Source organism: Variovorax sp. RO1 (assembly GCF_002849325.1).
Classification (GTDB): domain Bacteria; phylum Pseudomonadota; class Gammaproteobacteria; order Burkholderiales; family Burkholderiaceae_C; genus Variovorax.
In genome coordinates this window covers 1,220,029-1,237,628 of the sequence record NZ_PKMT01000002.1, presented here as the reverse complement: position 1 = coordinate 1,237,628, position 17,600 = coordinate 1,220,029, and the positions used below count along the sequence as shown (strand labels likewise).

Genomic DNA, 17,600 nt, shown 5'->3' with positions numbered 1-17,600 from the left:
GCCCAGATGATGCCCAACCCCAGCTCTGGCGGCCATGCTTGCGCAGCCACACCAGCACCGTCGAGCGGCCCTGGATGCCGTAGCGCGCCTGAGCCTGCTTGTACGTGAGCTCGCCTTTTTCTACCTGATCGACCACCGACAGCTTAAAAGCCGCCGTGTAGTCCCGCTGCGTGCGTTTGATGCCTGATTCCATTGACTTGCCTTTTCTTGAGGGAAAAGGTGTCAACCCAGATCAGGACGGGTCACGCCCATGAAAAAAGCCGCCACAGTGATGTGGCGGCTTTTTTCGTTGGGGCTGGCGCGTGGCGTCAGTCCGCGGTGGGCGCTTCGGGCGCGGCCGGGGCAGCTTCTGCTTCGGGCGCAGCAGCCTGCACTTCAGTCGCTTCCGGTTCTGGTGCTGCTGCCGCAGCAGCCGCGGCAGCTTCTGCCGCCGCTGCGGCCCGCTTCTGATCGTCTCGCACGCGCTGCAGCGTGCGCGTCACGTCGGCGGGCTTCATGCCGTACATGTCGGCGAACTCCTGTTCGCTGCGGCCGCTGGCTTCGAAGGCGCGCAGCAGGGCTTCGCGCTTGGCGGCCTGCTGGGCGAGTTCGGCCAGGGCTTCGTCGACGATGGCGTTGCTGTTGGCGTCGCGCGAGCGCACCAGCACGGCATACGCCTCGTGGTCGAGGCCCGAGGCTTCGATGGCCTTGGCGATGCGCGTCACCAGCTGCGGGCGCAGGTCTTCGCCGGGGTTGCGGTGCGAGCGGCGGCGGTGCAGCTCGAGGATGGCGTGGTGCACGTGCTCGGGCGCGACCGGGTCGAGCGCGTTGCCGTCCAGGTCGTGGCGCGCATGGCCGGCGGCCACGCTCTCCAGGTAGCGCGTGGAGCGCGCATGCTGGCCCATCGCGACCTTGAGGTCTTCGGCCTTGAAGTCTTCGGGATGGCGCGCGATCAGCTCTTCGTACACGCCGAGCTTGAGCGGCACGAAGCGCGCGCCGAAGAGCTGCGGGTACAGCGCGAACAGGCGCTCGAGCACCGGGTTGACCTTGCGCGGTGCGCGCTGGGCTTCGGGCTGTTGCTGTTGTTGCTGCTGCGGTCCGCGCGGCTTGCGCCCCTGCTGAGGCTGTTGCTGCCCCTGCGGGCGCTGCTGCTTCGCCCGCGGCGGGCGTTGTTGTTGCTGCTGCTGTGGCTCGGAAGCGGGCTGCGCAGCCGACGCGTCAGCGCCTGCGTCGGGGCCCGCGCCCGTCTTCAGCTGTTGCAGCTGGTCGGCCAGGTCCTGGCGCGGGCGCCGTGCGTTGCGCGCGTTCGTGTTCGGGGCGGCGGTGGATGCGTCGGTCATACGTGGGATCGGCGGTGGGCGCGATGGATGGAAAGAGGAACAACAGAAAGCCGGTGACCGCGTTCAACGGGGCCGGAACATCCTGAACATATTGTCGGCGCTGATCTCGAAATAATCGGCCGGACCGCCGCCGCGCAGGATGGGCTGCGCCGCTGCGGTGTCGTAGATGCCGTTCTTGAGCAGGTGGCGCGCGATGTGCACGCCCACCACTTCGCCGAGCACGAGCCAGGTCTGCACCGGCACGCCATCGACGCCTTCGAGCTGGATCAATTGCGTGAGACGGCATTCGAAGGACACGGGGCTTTCGGCCACGCGCGGCGCGGCGATCTGATTCGACGCCACCGGCGTGAGGCCCGCGAGCTCGAACTCGTTCACTTCGGGCGGCACGGCCGCGCACGACTGGTTCATCCGCTCGGCCAGCGGGCGCGTGGCGAGGTTCCAGCCGAACTCGCGGGTCTGGCGGATGTTGCGCAGGCTGTCCTTCGCGCCGATGCTCGCGAAGCCGACGATCGGCGGCGTGTAGTTGAAGGCGTTGAAAAAACTGTAAGGCGCGAGGTTGAGCACGCCGTTCTCGTCCTGCGACGAGATCCAGCCGATGGGACGCGGGCCGACCATCGCATTGAACGGATCGTGCGGCAGGCCGTGACCCTTGGCGGGTTCGTAGTAGTGGAAATCGTCGTTGGACATCATGGCTCTCAATGGCTCAGGGTCGCGGTGCGCGCGGCCGTGCGGCCGATCAGCAGCCGGAACGGCAGCAGCATCAGCACGCCGACACCGAGCTTCACGCCCAGGTCGCCGAGCGCCCAGGTGAGCCAGGGGCCGTCGGTGCCTGCGAAGGCGATGCCCCAGAAGACGATGCTGTCGAGCACGGCCGCGATCACCGTAGCCACCAGCGGCGCGCGCCACCAGAGGCCGCGGCGCAGGCGGTCGAACACGCGGATGTCGAGCAGCTGCGAGGCGATGAAGGCCAGGCCCGACGCCGCGGCGATGCGCGCCGGTGCGAGCAGCAGCGACACCGCCACGGCCACCGCGAAGCCGACCCACGCCACGCGCCGCGCCATGCGGGGGCCGAAGCGCCGGTTGACGAGGTCGCTCACGAGGTAAGCCACGGGGTAGGTGAAGGCACCCCAGGTGAGCCAGTCGTTGATGGCGAACTGCACGAGGATGTTGGACGCGAGCACCACGGCGGCCATCGCCAGCGTGGCGACGGCCAGCTGGCCGGTGGAGGGGCGTTGGAAGTTCATCATCAAACTCAAACCGCCGTGCCGAGCACGCTGCGCGCCACGGCCTCGGCCACCTTGATGCCGTCCACGCCGGCCGACAAAATGCCGCCCGCGTAGCTCGCACCTTCGCCGGCCGGGTAAAGGCCGCGCACGTTGAGGCTCTGGAGGTCGTCGCCGCGCGTGATGCGGATGGGCGACGAGGTGCGCGTTTCCACGCCGGTGAGCACGGCGTCGTGCGTGTCGAAGCCCTTGATCTTGCGGCCGAAGGCCGGGAAGGCTTCGCGCATCGCCTCGATGGCGTAGGCGGGCAGGGCCTGGTGCAGGTCGGTGGGCGTCACGCCGGGCTTGTACGACGGGATGATGCTGCCGAGCGCGGTCGACGGCTTGCCGGCGATGAAGTCGCCCACCAGCTGGCCGGGCGCGTGGTAGTTGCTGCCGCCGAGCACGTAGGCGTTGCTTTCGAGCTGGCGCTGCAAGGCGATGCCTGCGAGCGCATCGCCCGGGAAGTCCTTCGGGTCGATGCCCACCACGATGCCCGCGTTGGCGTTGCGTTCGTTGCGCGAGTACTGGCTCATGCCGTTGGTGACCACGCGGCCCGGCTCGCTGGTGGCCGCGACCACGGTGCCGCCGGGGCACATGCAGAAGCTGTAGACCGAGCGGCCGTTGCTGGCGTGGTGCACCAGCTTGTAGTCGGCCGCGCCGAGCAGCGGGTGGCCCGCATGGCGGCCCCAGCGGGCGCGGTCGATCAGGCCCTGCGGGTGCTCCACGCGAAAGCCGATCGAAAAAGGCTTGGCCTCGATGTACACGCCGCGCGCATGCAGCATCTCGAAGGTGTCGCGCGAGCTGTGGCCCAGCGCCATCACGACGTGGTCGGCGCGCAGCTCGCTGCTCTGGCCCGTCGTCTGGTCGAGCACGGTGAGGCCGCGCAGGTGGCCGTCTTCGATGTGCACGTCGGTCACGCGCTGCTCGAAGCGGATCTCGCCGCCCAGTGCGACGATCTGTTCGCGGATGTTCTCGACCACCTTCACCAGCTTGAAGGTGCCGATGTGCGGATGCGCGACGTACAAGATTTCGGGTGGTGCGCCGGCCTTCACGAACTCTTCCATCACCTTGCGGCCGAGGAAGCGCGGGTCTTTGATCTGGCTGTAGAGCTTGCCGTCCGAGAAGGTGCCGGCGCCGCCTTCGCCGAACTGCACGTTCGACTCGGGGTTGAGCACGCTCTTGCGCCACAGGCCCCAGGTGTCGCGGGTGCGCTGGCGCACGGTCTTGCCGCGTTCGAGCACGATGGGCTTGAAGCCCATCTTCGCGAGCATCAGCGCCGCGAAGATGCCGCAGGGGCCGAAGCCGATCACCACGGGGCGCGTCGCGTCATCTCGATCAGCAGGCGCATGGCCCGGCGGCGTGTAGCGCATGTCGGGCGCGGGCTGGATGTGCGGGTGGCTGGCGTGCTTTGCCAGCAGCGCGGCTTCGAGCGCCGCGTCGGCCAGTTGCACGTCGCAGATGTAGACCGTGAGCAGGTCGACCTTGCGGGCGTCGAAGCTGCGCTTGTAGACGGTGTGGGAGGCGATCGCTTCAGTCGGAACGTCGAGCGTTCGGGCGATCAGGGTGACCAGCGCGTCAGGCGCGTGGTCGAGCGGGAGTTTGAGTTCGGAGATTCGCAGCATGTCGTGGGGCTTGTGGTTATCAAGCAGGCCGACGATTTTAAGCGCCCGAGGCGCTATGAAACTTGTAGCTGGATCAGGCGGGCAGGAAGCCCTCTACGGAGAGGTAGCGCTCGCCGGTGTCGTAGTTGAAGCCCAGCACCACCGCATCGGGTGCCAGAGAAGGCAGCTTCTGCGCGATGGCCGCGAGCGTCGCGCCCGACGAAATGCCGACCAGGATGCCTTCCTCGACCGCGCAGCGGCGCGCCATTTCGCGCGCGGGTTCGGCGTCGACCTGCAGCACGCCGTCGAGCAGCGAGGTGTCGAGGTTCTTCGGAATGAAGCCCGCGCCGATGCCCTGGATGGGGTGGGGCGCCGGCGCGCCGCCCGAGATCACGGGCGAGGCCACGGGCTCCACCGCGAACACCTGCAGCTTGGGCCACTTCTTCTTGAGCACACGTGCCACGCCCGTGATGTGGCCGCCCGTGCCCACGCCGGTGATGAGCACGTCGATGCCTTCGGGAAAGTCGGCCGCGATTTCTTCGGCCGTGGTGCGCACGTGCACGTCGACGTTCGCGGGGTTGTTGAACTGCTGCGGCATCCACGCGCCGGGCGTGCCGGCCACGATTTCCTCGGCGCGGGCGATCGAGGCCTTCATGCCGCCGGCGCGCGGCGTGAGGTCGAAGGTGGCGCCGTAGGCCAGCATCAGGCGGCGGCGCTCGACCGACATGCTGTCGGGCATCACCAGGATCAGCTTGTAGCCCTTGACGGCCGCGACCATCGCCAGGCCGATGCCGGTGTTGCCCGAGGTCGGCTCGACGATCGTGCCGCCGGGTTTCAGCGCGCCGCTCTTCTCCGCGTCTTCGACCATCGCGAGCGCGATGCGGTCCTTGATCGAGCCGCCGGGGTTGGCGCGCTCCGACTTGATCCAGACCTGCTGCTTCGCGTGACCGAACAGGCGGTTGATGCGGATGTGCGGCGTGTTGCCGATGGTCTGGAGGATGTTCTGGGCCTTCATGGAATCTCCTTGGATCAATGCGTTTGTCGGACGGACAGCGCGCATTGTGAGACCAGCCCGCGACCGTTTCAGTGCAGGGCTTTGCTTCCCTCAGGCTTCCAGGGCTTCGAGCGGCCCGAAGAACTCGTAGCGAAGCTGCTGCTTGGGCACGCCGAGCGCCAGCCCGTTGGCGTACACCGCCTTCATGAAAGGCTTCGGCCCGAGAAAGTACAGGTCGACGTCGCGGTCTTCCGGCAGCACCCCGGCCAGCAGTTCGCGCGTGACGAAGCCGGTCGCGTGCGGCGTATCGGTGTCGCGCGGCGCGTCGTAGACATACAGCGGCTTCACGTTCGCATGCCGCTGCGCGAGCGCGTCGACGTGGGCGCGGAACGCATGTGCGCCGCCGTGCCGTGCCGCATGGACGAAGTGCACCGGCCGGCCCGTGTGCGCCATCGATTCGAGCATGCTCATCGCGGGCGTGATGCCCACGCCGCCCGTCACCAGCACCAGCGGGCGCGCCTGCTCGCCGGCGGGCTGCAACACGAAGTCGCCGCACGGTGCCTGCACCTGCAGATGCGTGCCGACGACTGCGGCCTCGTGCAGCCAGTTCGAGGCGCGACCGCCTTCTTCCTTCTTCACGCTGATGCGGTACCACGGCTTGCCCGGCGCGTCGGACAGCGAGTAGTTGCGCCGCACCGGCTGGCCGTCGATCTCCAGCACCAGCGTGAGGTACTGCCCCGGCGAGAAGGCCAGCAGCGCGCCGCCGTCCACGGGCTCCAGGTAGAACGAGGTGATGACCTCGCTTTCGTCTTCGCGCCGCGCCACACGGAACTCGCGCGTGCCGCGCCATCCGCCGGTCTGCGCCGCGTTGGCGCTGTAGACGGCTTCTTCCGCGGCGATGAGCAGGCCCGCCAGCGATTCATAGGCCTCGCCCCACGCGGCGATCACCTCGTCGGTCGCGGCATCGCCGAGCACCTCTTTCACGGCGCGCAGCAGGTAGTGGCCGACGATCGGATAGTGCTCGGGCAGCACGCCCAGCGCCGCGTGCTTCTGGATGATCCGGGGCAGGGCGCCGGCGATCTCGTCGAGCCGGTCGATGTGCGCGCCGTACGCGATGACCGCACCCGCCAGCGCACGCGCCTGGGTGCCGGCGGCCTGGTGCGCTTCGTTGAAGAAGGCCTTCACCTGCGGGTGGCCCTCGAACATGATCTTGTAGAAGTGGCGGGTGATGGCCTCGCCGTGGGCCTTCAGTGCGGGCACGGTGGACTTGACGATGGCGATGGTTTGCGGGTTCATGGTCTTGTGGTGCTTCGGTTGAGATGCCTTTGTCTTCTCACGATCCGTGCCAGCCGGAAGGCCGTTGCAAGTGCTTGACGTCATTGGGGATTTATTAGGCGTGGTCAAATTAACAACAAATCAAGCGTTGTACATATGACCTCAAACCGTGTCGATTCGACCACCGAGCCCGAAGCCGAGGCCGCCCGCTACCGATCGCTGCTCGCCGCCGCGCGCGGACTGGTTCGCTGCGATGCCGCCGCGCTGCTGCAGCTCGACGTCGACGTGCTGAAGCCCGTCGCGGTCGACGGCCTGAGCGACGAAACCCTCGGGCGCCAGTTTCCCGTCGCCGCCCATCCGCGTTTTGCGCGCCTGCTCGGCAGCGAGCGCGGCCTGCGTTTCGCGCACGACAGCAACCTGCCCGACCCGTACGACGGCCTCGTCGCCGGCCAGCCGGGCATCCTGCCGGTGCACGACTGCATGGGCGCGCCGCTGCGTTTGCGCGGCGCCCTCTGGGGCCTGCTCACGCTGGATGCCCTGGAACCGCACGCCTTCGATGCCGTGAGCCCGGCGCAGATGGAAGCGTTGGTCACCCTCGTCGAAACCGGCATCGAGGCCGCTCACACGATCCGCGAGATGCAGGCGCGCGCGATGCGCGAGCAGGCCGTGGCGCAGGCCCTGCGCGCAGGCCGCGGCGCGCCCCGCGAGCTGCTGGGCAGCAGCCCGGCGATGAAGCAGCTGTGCGATGAGATCGACACCGTCGCCGTATCCGACCTCACGGTGCTGCTGCTCGGCGAAACCGGCGTCGGCAAGGACCTCGTCGCGCAGCGCCTGCACGCGCGCTCGCGGCGCAGCGAGCAGCCGCTGGTGCAGGTCAACTGCGCGGCGCTGCCCGAGACGCTGGCCGACAGCGAACTCTTCGGCCACAAGCGCGGCGCGTTCACCGGCGCCGTGCAGGACCGCGACGGCAAGTTCGAGATCGCGGACGGCGGCACGCTCTTTCTCGACGAGGTCGGCGAGCTGCCGCTGAGCGTGCAGGCCAAGCTGCTGCGCGTGCTGCAAAGCGGCGAGGTGCAGCGGCCCGGCAGCGACCGCATGCGCAAGGTCGACGTGCGCGTGATCGCGGCCACCAACCGCGACCTGCCCGCCGCGATTGCGCAGGGCCGCTTTCGCGTCGACCTGTACCACCGGCTGTCGGTCTATCCGCTCGTCGTGGCGCCGCTGCGCGAACGCGGGCGCGACGTGCTTGTGCTGGCCGGCAGCTTTCTCGAGGAGAACCAGCATCGGCTGGGCGCGCGCAACCTGCGGCTTTCGCCGGCGTCGAAGGCCGCCTTGCTGGCGCACGGCTGGCCGGGCAACGTGCGCGAGCTCGAGCATGTGATCAGCCGCGCCTCGCTGCGGGCATTCAGGGAGCAGCCGCGAGGTTCACGCTGGACGGCCATCGAACCGCACCATCTCGCGCTGGACAGCGCCGCAACGGAAAGTCCTGCGATATCTCCTGTGGTGGCGCCCGCGCAGGTTCTGGCGAGCGAACACGCGGGGCTTGCAACTGCAGGCGGCACGCTGCGCGAAGCGACCGAGGCCTTCCAGCGCGCCTGGCTCTCGGAAGTCCTCGCCCGCCACGGCGGTCGCGTGGCCAGCGCCGCGCGCGAGGCCGGCATCGACCGCAGCAACTTCCATCGAACGCTGCGCAAGCTGGGCCTGGTGCAGGCCGGCGACCACGAAACGCCCGGCTGAGGGCCGGCCCGCGGCGTCGCCTGAAGGGTCATTGGTGCGCCGGGCGATAATCGCGCCGTGAAGCACGCCAGACCGCCGCTGGTGCAAGCCCGAAAGGGACGACGCTCTGCCTTCGGGCAACAGCATCGGGTCGAAAGATCGCACTGGAGGAACGTCCGGACTGCACAGGACAGCGCAGGAGTTAACGACTCTCCACCGTGAGGTGAGGATCAGAGCAACAGAGACGAGCCGATTCAGTTCGGGTGAAACGGGCAATCTCTGCGCGCAGCAACACCAAGTAGGCCAGTATTGAGGTGGTTCCGCTGAGCTGGCGGGTAGGTGGCATCGAGCCGTTTGGCGACAAACGGCCCAGAGTAATGGCGGTCACGCCGGGATCTTCGCAAGAGGGTTCCGGTGCACAGAATCCGGCTTATCGGCGAGCTTCACACTTTTCTTTTTCGACCATGGCCTCCTGCCGTCGTCATGCATCGAGCGCGCCGCACGGCAGCCGATGCGACGCGTAGCAACGCCGCAGCGCGTCGATCCACCCTGACGAAAACCCGGCCAGCGCCGCCTCGAGGATCAGGCCGGCGTCGTCGGACAGGCGGGCTGCCAGGTCGGGGTTGCCGCAGGCGCCCATCACCAGCTTGAACACCGGTTCGCGCAGCGCGGCCGAGCCCTTCTCGATGGCCCGGCGGGTCGTTTCCGGCCGCTGTTCCAGCGTCTTCTGCAGCCCGGCGTGGGCGTTGGACCAGGCTGGGTCGAACGGCGCTGCGTCCCTGCCGTCCAGATAGTCGTCGACCGAAAAGCCGGGCGTCGCCATGGCGTGTCGCAGCGCCTGCGCGATGTCGAGCGCGAGTTTTTCTGTGTCCATCGGGTCATTGTCCGGGCCATGCAACGGCCGCCTGCAAGGATTGGTAGAAACCCGTACAATTGTTAGCAAGCTAACTAATTGATAACGCCGTGGCCGATTCCGAACCCCTCTCCCCGCTGCGCGAACACGCGCTGATGCGGCTCGGCACCTCGCTGTCGGTGCTCCAGCGCGGCTACCGCGCGGCGGCCGACAAGGCGGTGGCGCACGTCGGCCTGTCGCAGACGCTGGCCTGGCCGGTTGTGGTGCTCGGGCGGATGGAAGACGGCGTGCGCCAGGGCACGGTGGCCGAGGCGCTGGGCATCGAGGGGCCGTCGCTGGTGCGCTCGCTCGACCAGCTGGTCGAGGCCGGTCTGGTCGAGCGCCGCGAAGACCCGGCCGACCGCCGCGCCAAGACGCTGCACCTCACGGCCGCGGGCCGCGCCGTCTGCGAGCCCATCGAGGCCGCGCTGCGCCAGATGCGCGCTGCGCTGTTCGAAGGCATTCCTGACGAGGACATCGCCGCCACCTTGCGCGTCTTCGGCGCGCTCGAGGCCAAGCTCGGCCGCAGTGCCTCCGGCATGCAGAGCCTGCAGCAGGAAGGGCGCGGCCAGTAAATGGCACTGTCGATGGCCCTGCCGCGCTTCACCCGCGCGGAAGTCCTGTTTTCCGTCAAGAGCTTCGCCGCCGCGATGCTCGCGATGTATCTGGCCAGCCGCGCCGGCCTGCCTCGCCCCTTCTGGGCGCTCATGACCACCTACGTCGTCGCCCACCCGCTGGCCGGCGCCGTGCGCTCCAAGGCGGTGTTCCGCTTCTGCGGCACGTTGATTGGCAGCGTCGCCACCGTGCTGATGGTGCCCGCGCTGTCCAACGCGCCCGAGCTGCTCACGCTCGTGCTCGCGCTGTGGGTGGGCCTGTGCCTGTACATCTCGCTGCTCGACCGCACGCCGCGCTCGTACGTCTTCATGCTCGCGGGCTACACGGCGGCGCTGATCGGCTTTCCGTCGGTGCAGACGCCGCTCGTGCTGTTCGACACCGCCGTGGCGCGCGTGGAAGAAATCGGCTTGGGCATCTTCTGCGCCACGCTGGTCCACAGCCTCGTGCTGCCCGCGGGGCTCGCACCCACCGTGCTGGGCCTGCTCGACCGCACGTTGAAAGACGCGCGCCAGTGGCTCGGCGACCTGTTCCAGCCTGGCGACCGCAGCACCCCCAAGGACGCCGACCCCAAGCGCCTGGACGACGACCGCCGCCGCCTCGCGGGCGACATCACGCAGCTGCGCCTTCTCTCTACCCACGTGCCCTTCGACACCACGCACCTGCGCTGGACCGCCGGCGCGATCCGCGCCATGCAGGACCGCGTGGCGGCGCTCACGCCCGCGCTGTCGGCCGTCGAAGACCGGCTGCAGGCGCTGGCGCAAGCCGAAGGCCGCCTGGCGCCCGACGTCACCGCCGTGCTGGCGCTGGCCGCGCAATGGCTGCGCGACGAAAGCGATCCGGCCGTCGACGCGTCGGCCCGCCTGCAGGCGCTGCGCCAGGAGATCTGTGCGCTGGGCACCGCACAGGACACGGGGCTCAGCCCCTGGGCCCGCGCGCTGCGCATCGGCCTCGCGGGCCGGCTCGAAGAGCTGGTCGACGGCTGGACCGCCTGCGCCCAGCTGCGCCGCGACATCGACGAAGGCCTGAAGGGCGGTGCGCCGCTGCGCCGCACGGCCGCGCTCGGCCATCGCGCGATGCACCGCGACTACGGCATGGCGCTGCTCTCGGCGCTCGCGGCCGTCATCGCCATCTGCCTGTGCGGCGCGTTCTGGATCCTCACGGGCTGGACCATGGGCTCGGCCGCCACCATGATGGCCGCCGTTTTCTGCTGCTTCTTCGCGACCATGGACGACCCGGTGCCGGCGATCCACGGCTTCCTGAAGTGGACGCTGTGGTCCATTCCCATCTCGGCCGTCTACGTGCTCGTGCTCATGCCCACGGTGCAGGACTTCGGCATGCTGGTCGCGATCTGCGCGCCGCTCTTCCTGCTGCTGGGCCTGTACCTGCCGCGCCCGACGCACTTCATGGCCGCGATGGCGCTGGTCTTCGGCGTGTCGGGCACGCTCGCGATGCACGACACGGCCAGCGCCGACCTCGTGAGCTTCATCAACAGCATGATCGGCCAGGTCGTCGGCGTGGTGGTCGCAGCGCGCGTCACGCGCCTCGTGCGTTCGGTGGGCGCCGACTGGAGCGCGCGCCGCATCCAGCGCGCCACCTGGCGCGAGCTCGGCGACATGGCCGCTTCCACCCAGCCGCAGTACGCGCAGAGCGACGCCTACGCCGTGCGCATGCTCGACCGCATCGGCCTGCTGGCGCCGCGCATCGCGCAGGCCGGCGGCACCGTCGAGGGCGTGGCGGCCAATGACGCGCTGCGCGACCTGCGCATGGGCGCCGACATCGCCGTGCTGCAGCGCGTGCGCGCCCAGCTGCCGATGGCCACCTCGGCTGCGCTGCTCGGCGGCATCGCGCGCTTCTTCCGCCAGCGCGGCGATGGCCGCATGGCGCCGCGTCCGGCGGCACTGCTGCCGCAGATTGATGAAGCATTGGCCGCCGTGCTCGCTGCACGCGACACCTCCACCGCGTCGCGTGCCGCCGTCACCGCACTGGTCGGCCTGCGCCGCAACCTGTTCCCCGACGCGCCGCCTTCGCTCGCAGGCGTGTCTGTGTCTTCTTCTTCACCGCAAGGAGCTTCCGCATGATCGGCGAAGCCAGTTTCTACGGGCTCTACGTGCCCTGGCTCATGCTGCTGGCCGCCGCCGCGCTGCTCGCCCTGTGGGGTGTGCGCCGGCTGCTCGCCGCCACCGGCCTGTACCGCTGGGTGTGGCACCCGGCGCTGTTCGACATGGCGCTGTACCTGCTGCTGCTGTACGGCCTGAGCCGGCTCACGACACACCTGCAATGACAACTCAAACACCACAGAGATTCCCATGAAAGCCAACCCCTTCGCAGACAACCCCCGGGCCCAGAGCCTGCTGCGCGTTCTTCTCACCGTGGCCGTGGTGGCCGCCGCCGTCTGGGCGGGCTTTCGCCTGTGGGACCACTACGAACTCGCGCCGTGGACGCGCGACGGCCGCGTGCGCGCCAACGTGGTCCAGATCGCGCCCGACGTCTCCGGCCTCGTCACTGCCGTGCCGATCCGCGACAACCAGTCGGTCGCTGCCGGCACGCTGCTGTTCGAGGTGGACCGCGCGCGCTACGACCTCGCCGTGCGCCAGGCGCAGGCCGCGCTCGCCGCGCAGCGCGCCGTGAGCGCCCAGGCCCAGCGCGAGAACGCGCGCAACACGGGGCTCGACGACCTGGTGTCGAAGGAGTCGCGCGAACAGACCCGCGCCCGCGTCGAGCAGGCACAGGCCGCCGTCGCGCAGGCCGAGGTGGCGCTCGATTCGGCGCGCCTGAACCTGCAGCGCGCCGAAGTGCGCGCGCCGGCCGACGGCCTCGTCACCAACCTCGACCTGCGCCAGGGCAGCTACGCCGCTGCGGGCCACCCGGTGCTTGCGCTGGTCGATGCGCAGTCGTTCTACGTCGAGGGCTACTTCGAAGAAACCAAGCTGCCGCGCATCCACCTGGGCGACCGCGTGCGCGTGACGCCGATGGGCGGTGGCGCGGTGCTCGAAGGCGCGGTCGACAGCGTGGCTGCCGGCATTGCCGACCGCGACCGCGCCACCAGCGCCAACCTGCTGCCCAGCGTGAACCCGACCTTCAACTGGGTGCGGCTGGCACAGCGCATCCCGGTGCGTGTGAAGCTCGATCCGCTGCCCGAAGGCGCGCGCCTCGTGGCCGGCCAGACGGTCACCGTGCAGGTCCTCGAACGCGACGCCCGCACTGCTGACGTGCCGAAGAAGGGATAAGTGCCATGACCCGCTTCGCTTTTCGCATGGCCTCGCTCGCTCTCGTGGCTATTGCGGCCGGACTCGCGGCCTGCGCGGCGGTCGGCCCCGACTACCAGCAGCCGCCCGAAGCACTGGCCAGCCAGCCCGCTGCCGCCAGGCCTTTCGCCGAAGCGCCGGCGAACGCCGCGCCGCTGCCCGCGCACTGGTGGCGTCTGTACCACGACCCGCTGCTCGACCGGCTCGTCACGCAGGCCCTCGTGCACAACACCGACCTGCGCCAGGCCGTCGCCAATCTCGAGCGCGAGCGTGCCATCGAAACCGAAGTGGCCGGCGCCAAGTACCCGACGATCGGCGTCAACGGCGGGCCGTCGTTCGGCCACGTCTCGGGCCTGTCGCTGCTGCAGAAGGGCTACGAGCCGCCGAACACCTTCAACTACAGCGCGGGTGCGTCGCTGTCGTACCAGGTCGACCTGTTCGGCCAGATCCGCCGCGCCATCGAGGCCTCGGCCGCCAACAGCCAGGCCGCCGAAGCCGCACTCGATCTCGTGCGCGTGAACGTCGCGGCCGGCACCGCGCGCGCCTACGCCGAGGCCTGCTCGGCCGGCCTGCGGCTGCAGATTGCGCAGAAGTCGGTCGCGCTGCAGCAAGACGCCGTGAACGTCACCGAGCGCCTGCAGCGTGCGGGCCGCGCCGGCGCCATCGACGCCGGCCGCGCACGCGCCCAGCTCGCGCAGCTCGATGCCGCACTGCCGCCGCTGAAGGCCCAGCGCCAGGGCGCGCTCTACCGGCTGGCCACGCTCACCGGCGCACTGCCGCAAGACTTTCCGCGCGAGGTGGCCGACTGCACCGCGGCGCCGCGCGTGGCCGGCGCACTGCCGGTGGGCGACGGCGCCGCGCTGCTGCGCCGCCGGCCCGACATCCGCCAGGCCGAGCGCAGCCTCGCCGCATCGACCGCGCGCATCGGCGTCGCCACGGCCGACCTCTATCCGAAGGTCACGCTGGGCCTCTCGGGCTCGTCGGCCGGCCATGCCACCGGCTTCGGCCGCCAGGACACGCTGGCCTGGAGCGTCGGCCCGCTGATCTCGTGGACCGTGCCCAACACCGGCGCCGCGCAGGCCCGCATCGCGCAGGCCGAAGCCGGCACGCGCGCCGCGCTCGCGAAGTTCGACGGCACTGTGCTCACCGCGCTGCGCGAGACCGAGACCGCGCTCGGCACCTACGCACGCGAGCTCGACCGCCGTGCCGCGCTGCAGGCTTCGCGCGACGAAAGCGCCAAGGTCGCCGCGCAGGCGCGCCAGCTGTACCGCAACGGCCGCACCGCCTACCTCGACACGCTCGACGCCGAACGCGCATTGGCCGGTGCCGACGCTGCATTGGCAGCCAGCGACGCGCAGCTGGCCGACGATCAGGTTGTGCTGTTCATGGCGCTCGGCGGCGGCTGGGAGCCCGACGACGCGAACCTTGCGCAAAGCCCTGCATCTGCCACGACCGCGGTCCGATGACGGCGCGGCCCGGCATGCTGGCCCCGCTCAACGCGTGAACAACCAGCCGCCCTTGGGCTGGCGCGTCAGCTCGTGGCGCTTGATGGCGCGCTCCTCGCCGTCGTCGCCCACGTAGACCACCTCGAAGCGCAGCAACCGCGGCGACACCAGCTTCCAGTTCTGGATGCGCTGCACCGTCACGCAGGCGGTCTTGTCGTGGTACTGCATCTCGGCCATCGGCCCGCCCTGGAAGCCCGTGCCGTCGAACAGCCGGCCGGGCGCCGCGAACGGGTTGAGCACCGCGCCGTTGCGCGCCGTGATGCAGCCTTCGGTGCGCAAAAAGGATTCGATGGTCGGTGACGCGCTTCCCATCACCTTGCCCACCGCGGGGCTCGGGGGCTTGCCGCCGACGACCTCGCGGATGCGGTCCACCTGCACCGCGGTGATCGGTGCGAGGCCGTCTCTCGAGACCACGCTGGGCTGGGTGGCCGTCGCCGCGGCCGGCGCGCCGATCGGCGCGTCGGGGAACAGCAAGGCGGTGAGGTAGCTGCAGCCCGCCAGCAGTGTCAGCGGCAGGGTGCAGGCGAGGGCGCGGATCGGTGGTCCGAACGTCATGGTGATCAATCTCCCGTGCGCGGCCTGGGCCGCTTTGTCCAAGTGGCAGTTCGCGGTGCCGCGCTGCCTCGTCGTGTGAATCCTTTTCTCTTCTAAGGAAGTGCTTCTTCGTTCGCTCAGAAACGCTCGTGCGGCGCCAGGTAGCGCCACTGTCCCGGCTGCAGCCCGGCCAGCGGCACGCGGCCGATGCGCAGGCGCCGCATCGCCAGGATGCGCAGGCCCACCGTGTCGCAGATGTTCGCGATCTGCCCGGGCCGCGCGCCCTTCAGCGCAAAGCGCAGGCCGGTCTGGTCGTCGGCCTGCCGGCCGATGCTCACGCGCGCGGGCGAACGCTCCAGCCGCGCCAGTATTTCAGGCCCGACCGGGCCGGCCACATCGACCATCACTTCATGTTCGAGGATGCCCGCGTCTTCCTGCAGTTTGCGCTCGATGCGGAACTCCTGCGTGTAGGCCACGAGGCCGCTGGCGCCGGTTTCGAGCGGCGTCATGCAGCGCTGTCCGCGCACATGCGCCGGCAGGAAGCGCTGGCCCTCGCGTTCGGGGTCGTGGTGGTTGGCGGCCACCAGCAGCTGGTGCGCGTTGTCGGTCGGCATGCCGGCGGGCTTGTAGAGCACCAGCGTCACCGGCACGATCGGCTCGGGCCGCGCACCGGCGGCGATCTCGACCTGCTGGTGCGCCTGCACGCGCGATTGCGGCAGCAGCGCGGGCACGCCGTCGACGCGCACGGCGCCGTTCTCGATCAGCAGTTCGGCCTCGCGGCGCGACACCTGGGCCATCGCGGCCACGCGCTTGGCGAGGCGCACGCCTTCGTCGTTCGGAGGAGTAGAGGGGCGGTTCGATCGGTTCATCGCGCGTCTGCCAGTTGACGGATGCGCGCCACGTGCGCCGCCAGCGAACGCGCCGCCACCGGCCACATGCGCTCGGGCACGTCGTCGTAGGCAAGCGGCAGCCATTGCTCTGGTGTGCCTTCGGGCAGCCGTTGCATCGCGGCGGCGATCTTGGCCTCGCGCTTCAGGCGGTGCGCCTTCAGGTGCGCGATGGCCGTGCGCGCAAAGCCGATCACGTAGCCGTGCGCCGGCAGGATGAACTCGATGCCGCCGGCTGCGCAGGCCGCGTCGAGCTTGTCGAGCGAATCGAGGTAGGCCGTCATGTCGCCGTCCGGTGGATCGACCACCGTCGTGCTGCCGTTGAGGATGTGGTCGCCCGAGAACAGCAGGCCGTCTTCTTCGAGCACCAGGCACAGGTGGTTGGCCGCATGGCCGGGCGTGTGGATGGCGCGCAGCGTGTGCACGAGCGGCGTGCCGTCGACCGCGGTGCCCGAGAGCACCAGCCGTTCGCCATCGGCCAGCTCGCGCTCGGCGCTGAAGCGCGCGGTGGAACGCGCCGTGGGCGCGGACGACAGCCCGAGGATCGGCGGCTTGCGCTCTGCGGCGCACAGCGCCTGCAGCGGCGCGGCGCCCGGCGAGTGGTCGGCGTGCGAGTGCGTGCAGACGATGAGGCGGATGTCGCCCTGCGTGGCTTCGATCAGCCGTGCGAGGTGCGTCGCGTCGTTCGGGCCCGGGTCGATCACGAGGTAGCCGGTGGCTGCGTCGCCCACGAGGTAGGTGTTGGTGCCCGGGCCGGTCATGGCGCTGGGGTTCGGCGCGGTGAGGCGCTGCACGTTCTTCAGCAGCGCCACGGGCTGCGTGCTCTGCCAGTCGAGCGCGTGCGCGATCTGGCCGTCGGGGCACACCAGCGCGAGCTCGCCGAAGGGCGACTCGTGTTCCATGTAGCGCGCGTCTTCGCCCTTGAGCAGGCCGGCGCGCGGGCAGCTGGTCCACAGCGGTTTTTCTTCCGCACCGCTCGCCGGCGCACAGGCCGCGAGCACCGCATCGACCGTCGCATAGGTCGCCATGCGCTGCAGCGTGCGGATGGTCGGGAAGATCATGAAGAAGCTGCCCGCCTCGTGGCGCGCCAGCGCGTCGGCCGGGCGCACCCAGCAGGGCTCGAACTGCTCGCTCTCGTCGGCCGTGGGCGTCTGGCCTTCGGGCATGCGTGCCACCAGGAAGGGCACGTCGAAGCGCTTGGGCAGGTCGCGGTCGGTGATCCAGTGCGCGAAGGTGAACACCTCGTCGGCCGACAGCACCAGGCCGCGTGCCGCGCACTGGTCGGCGAAGGCCGTGCCGGCGGTGGCGTTGCGGTCCATCGCGGCGACCTTGTCGGCGCTCACGGCGCGGCCGTCGGCGTGGCGGGCCAGCAGGATGCCGAGTTCTTCGAAGGCCTCGCGGATCGCGGCGATGGCCTGCGTGTGTTGCGTGGTGCTCTGCGTGGCGCGCCGTGCCGCGATGCGCGCGGCGTCAGCGTCGGCCGCGTCGATGTGGCCCCCCGGGAAAACGTAGGCACCGGGCGCGAAGCTCGCGGTGGCCGAGCGCCGGGTCATGAGGAGTTCGAGCCCGGCGTCGGTGTCGCGCAGCAGCAGGACGGTGGCGGCGGCGCGCACGGGCACCGGCTCGCGATGGGCGTGGAGTTGTTGTGTGGGGCGGACCATGGAGCGATTATGGAGAGGCAAGGGGCGTGGTGCATAAGCACATGTGCAAACAGATATCAGCCGCGCGCCACAATGTGCGCCTGCACCGTCC

16 protein-coding genes, 1 other RNA gene and 1 pseudogene are annotated in these 17,600 nt (G+C 70.0%); 7 read left to right on the top strand and 11 right to left on the bottom strand.

Translation table 11 applies throughout. From position 1 onward, the window contains the following. The 7 genes and pseudogenes from CY658_RS16855 to hmpA all read right to left on the bottom strand — a co-directional run. A pseudogene (locus tag CY658_RS16855) lies at positions 1 to 193 on the bottom strand (helix-turn-helix domain-containing protein); the annotation flags it as partial. Positions 194 to 308: 115 nt separating this feature from the next. Beyond that, entirely contained in the window at positions 309 to 1,319 is a 1,011-nt protein-coding gene (locus tag CY658_RS16850; protein WP_101491247.1) for a ProQ/FinO family protein, read from the bottom strand. A 63-nt stretch (positions 1,320 to 1,382) separates the two neighbouring features. Then, entirely contained in the window at positions 1,383 to 2,009 is a 627-nt protein-coding gene (locus CY658_RS16845) for a flavin reductase family protein (protein WP_101491246.1), read from the bottom strand. Between the two features lie 5 nt (positions 2,010 to 2,014). Beyond that, on the bottom strand, positions 2,015 to 2,563 hold the full coding sequence (locus tag CY658_RS16840; protein WP_180838963.1) for a VUT family protein: 549 nt from the start codon (positions 2,561 to 2,563) through the stop codon (positions 2,015 to 2,017). 8 nt (positions 2,564 to 2,571) lie between these two features. After that, positions 2,572 to 4,206, bottom strand: a complete 1,635-nt coding sequence (locus tag CY658_RS16835) for an NAD(P)/FAD-dependent oxidoreductase (protein WP_101491245.1) — start codon at positions 4,204 to 4,206, stop codon at positions 2,572 to 2,574. Positions 4,207 to 4,279: 73 nt separating this feature from the next. Continuing rightward, positions 4,280 to 5,200 carry a cysteine synthase A gene (gene cysK / locus CY658_RS16830; protein WP_099795026.1) on the bottom strand — a complete coding sequence of 307 codons (921 nt, stop codon included), beginning with the start codon at positions 5,198 to 5,200 and terminating at the stop codon, positions 4,280 to 4,282. 90 nt (positions 5,201 to 5,290) lie between these two features. After that, the gene (gene hmpA / locus CY658_RS16825; RefSeq protein ID WP_101491244.1) at positions 5,291 to 6,475 is read right to left on the bottom strand and encodes an NO-inducible flavohemoprotein; all 1,185 of its coding nucleotides are present in this window, start codon (positions 6,473 to 6,475) and stop codon (positions 5,291 to 5,293) included. 135 nt (positions 6,476 to 6,610) lie between these two features. Here hmpA and norR point away from each other — a divergent pair, with 135 nt between their 5' ends. Beyond that, on the top strand, positions 6,611 to 8,191 hold the full coding sequence (gene norR, locus CY658_RS16820; RefSeq protein WP_101491243.1) for a nitric oxide reductase transcriptional regulator NorR: 1,581 nt from the start codon (positions 6,611 to 6,613) through the stop codon (positions 8,189 to 8,191). Between the two features lie 59 nt (positions 8,192 to 8,250). Continuing rightward, positions 8,251 to 8,619, top strand: an RNA gene (gene rnpB / locus CY658_RS16815) — RNase P RNA component class A. Between the two features lie 32 nt (positions 8,620 to 8,651). On the opposite strand, the gene CY658_RS16810 is transcribed toward rnpB, so the two are convergent. Then, positions 8,652 to 9,044 carry a hypothetical protein gene (locus tag CY658_RS16810; protein ID WP_101491242.1) on the bottom strand — a complete coding sequence of 131 codons (393 nt, stop codon included), beginning with the start codon at positions 9,042 to 9,044 and terminating at the stop codon, positions 8,652 to 8,654. 134 nt (positions 9,045 to 9,178) lie between these two features. Between CY658_RS16810 and CY658_RS16805 the strand changes: the two genes are divergently transcribed. The 5 genes from CY658_RS16805 to CY658_RS16785 are packed head-to-tail and all read left to right on the top strand — an operon-like array spanning position 9,179 to position 14,388. Then, positions 9,179 to 9,637 carry a MarR family winged helix-turn-helix transcriptional regulator gene (locus tag CY658_RS16805; protein WP_101491325.1) on the top strand — a complete coding sequence of 153 codons (459 nt, stop codon included), beginning with the start codon at positions 9,179 to 9,181 and terminating at the stop codon, positions 9,635 to 9,637. Beyond that, positions 9,638 to 11,755: an FUSC family protein gene (locus CY658_RS16800; protein WP_257884896.1), complete on the top strand. Its 2,118-nt coding sequence runs from the start codon at positions 9,638 to 9,640 to the stop codon at positions 11,753 to 11,755. After that, entirely contained in the window at positions 11,752 to 11,958 is a 207-nt protein-coding gene (locus CY658_RS16795) for a DUF1656 domain-containing protein (protein WP_101491241.1), read from the top strand. Before CY658_RS16800 ends, CY658_RS16795 begins: the two co-directional genes overlap by 4 nt. Positions 11,959 to 11,983: 25 nt before the next feature. Then, a complete protein-coding gene (locus CY658_RS16790; protein WP_101491240.1) occupies positions 11,984 to 12,904 on the top strand; it encodes an efflux RND transporter periplasmic adaptor subunit in 921 nt (306 codons plus the stop codon). Positions 12,905 to 12,909: 5 nt separating this feature from the next. Continuing rightward, the gene (locus CY658_RS16785; RefSeq protein WP_101491239.1) at positions 12,910 to 14,388 is read left to right on the top strand and encodes an efflux transporter outer membrane subunit; all 1,479 of its coding nucleotides are present in this window, start codon (positions 12,910 to 12,912) and stop codon (positions 14,386 to 14,388) included. Positions 14,389 to 14,415: 27 nt separating this feature from the next. Here the strand turns inward: CY658_RS16785 and CY658_RS16780 are convergent, their stop codons facing one another. From CY658_RS16780 to CY658_RS16770, 3 genes are all read right to left on the bottom strand, one after another. Then, the gene (locus CY658_RS16780) at positions 14,416 to 14,982 is read right to left on the bottom strand and encodes a hypothetical protein (protein WP_101491238.1); all 567 of its coding nucleotides are present in this window, start codon (positions 14,980 to 14,982) and stop codon (positions 14,416 to 14,418) included. Between the two features lie 116 nt (positions 14,983 to 15,098). Then, complete coding sequence (locus CY658_RS16775) at positions 15,099 to 15,830, bottom strand: RNA pseudouridine synthase (RefSeq protein ID WP_101491237.1); 732 nt, start codon at positions 15,828 to 15,830, stop codon at positions 15,099 to 15,101. Continuing rightward, a complete protein-coding gene (locus CY658_RS16770; RefSeq protein ID WP_101491236.1) occupies positions 15,827 to 17,509 on the bottom strand; it encodes an MBL fold metallo-hydrolase in 1,683 nt (560 codons plus the stop codon). Before CY658_RS16770 ends, CY658_RS16775 begins: the two co-directional genes overlap by 4 nt. Positions 17,510 to 17,600: the final 91 nt, after the last annotated feature.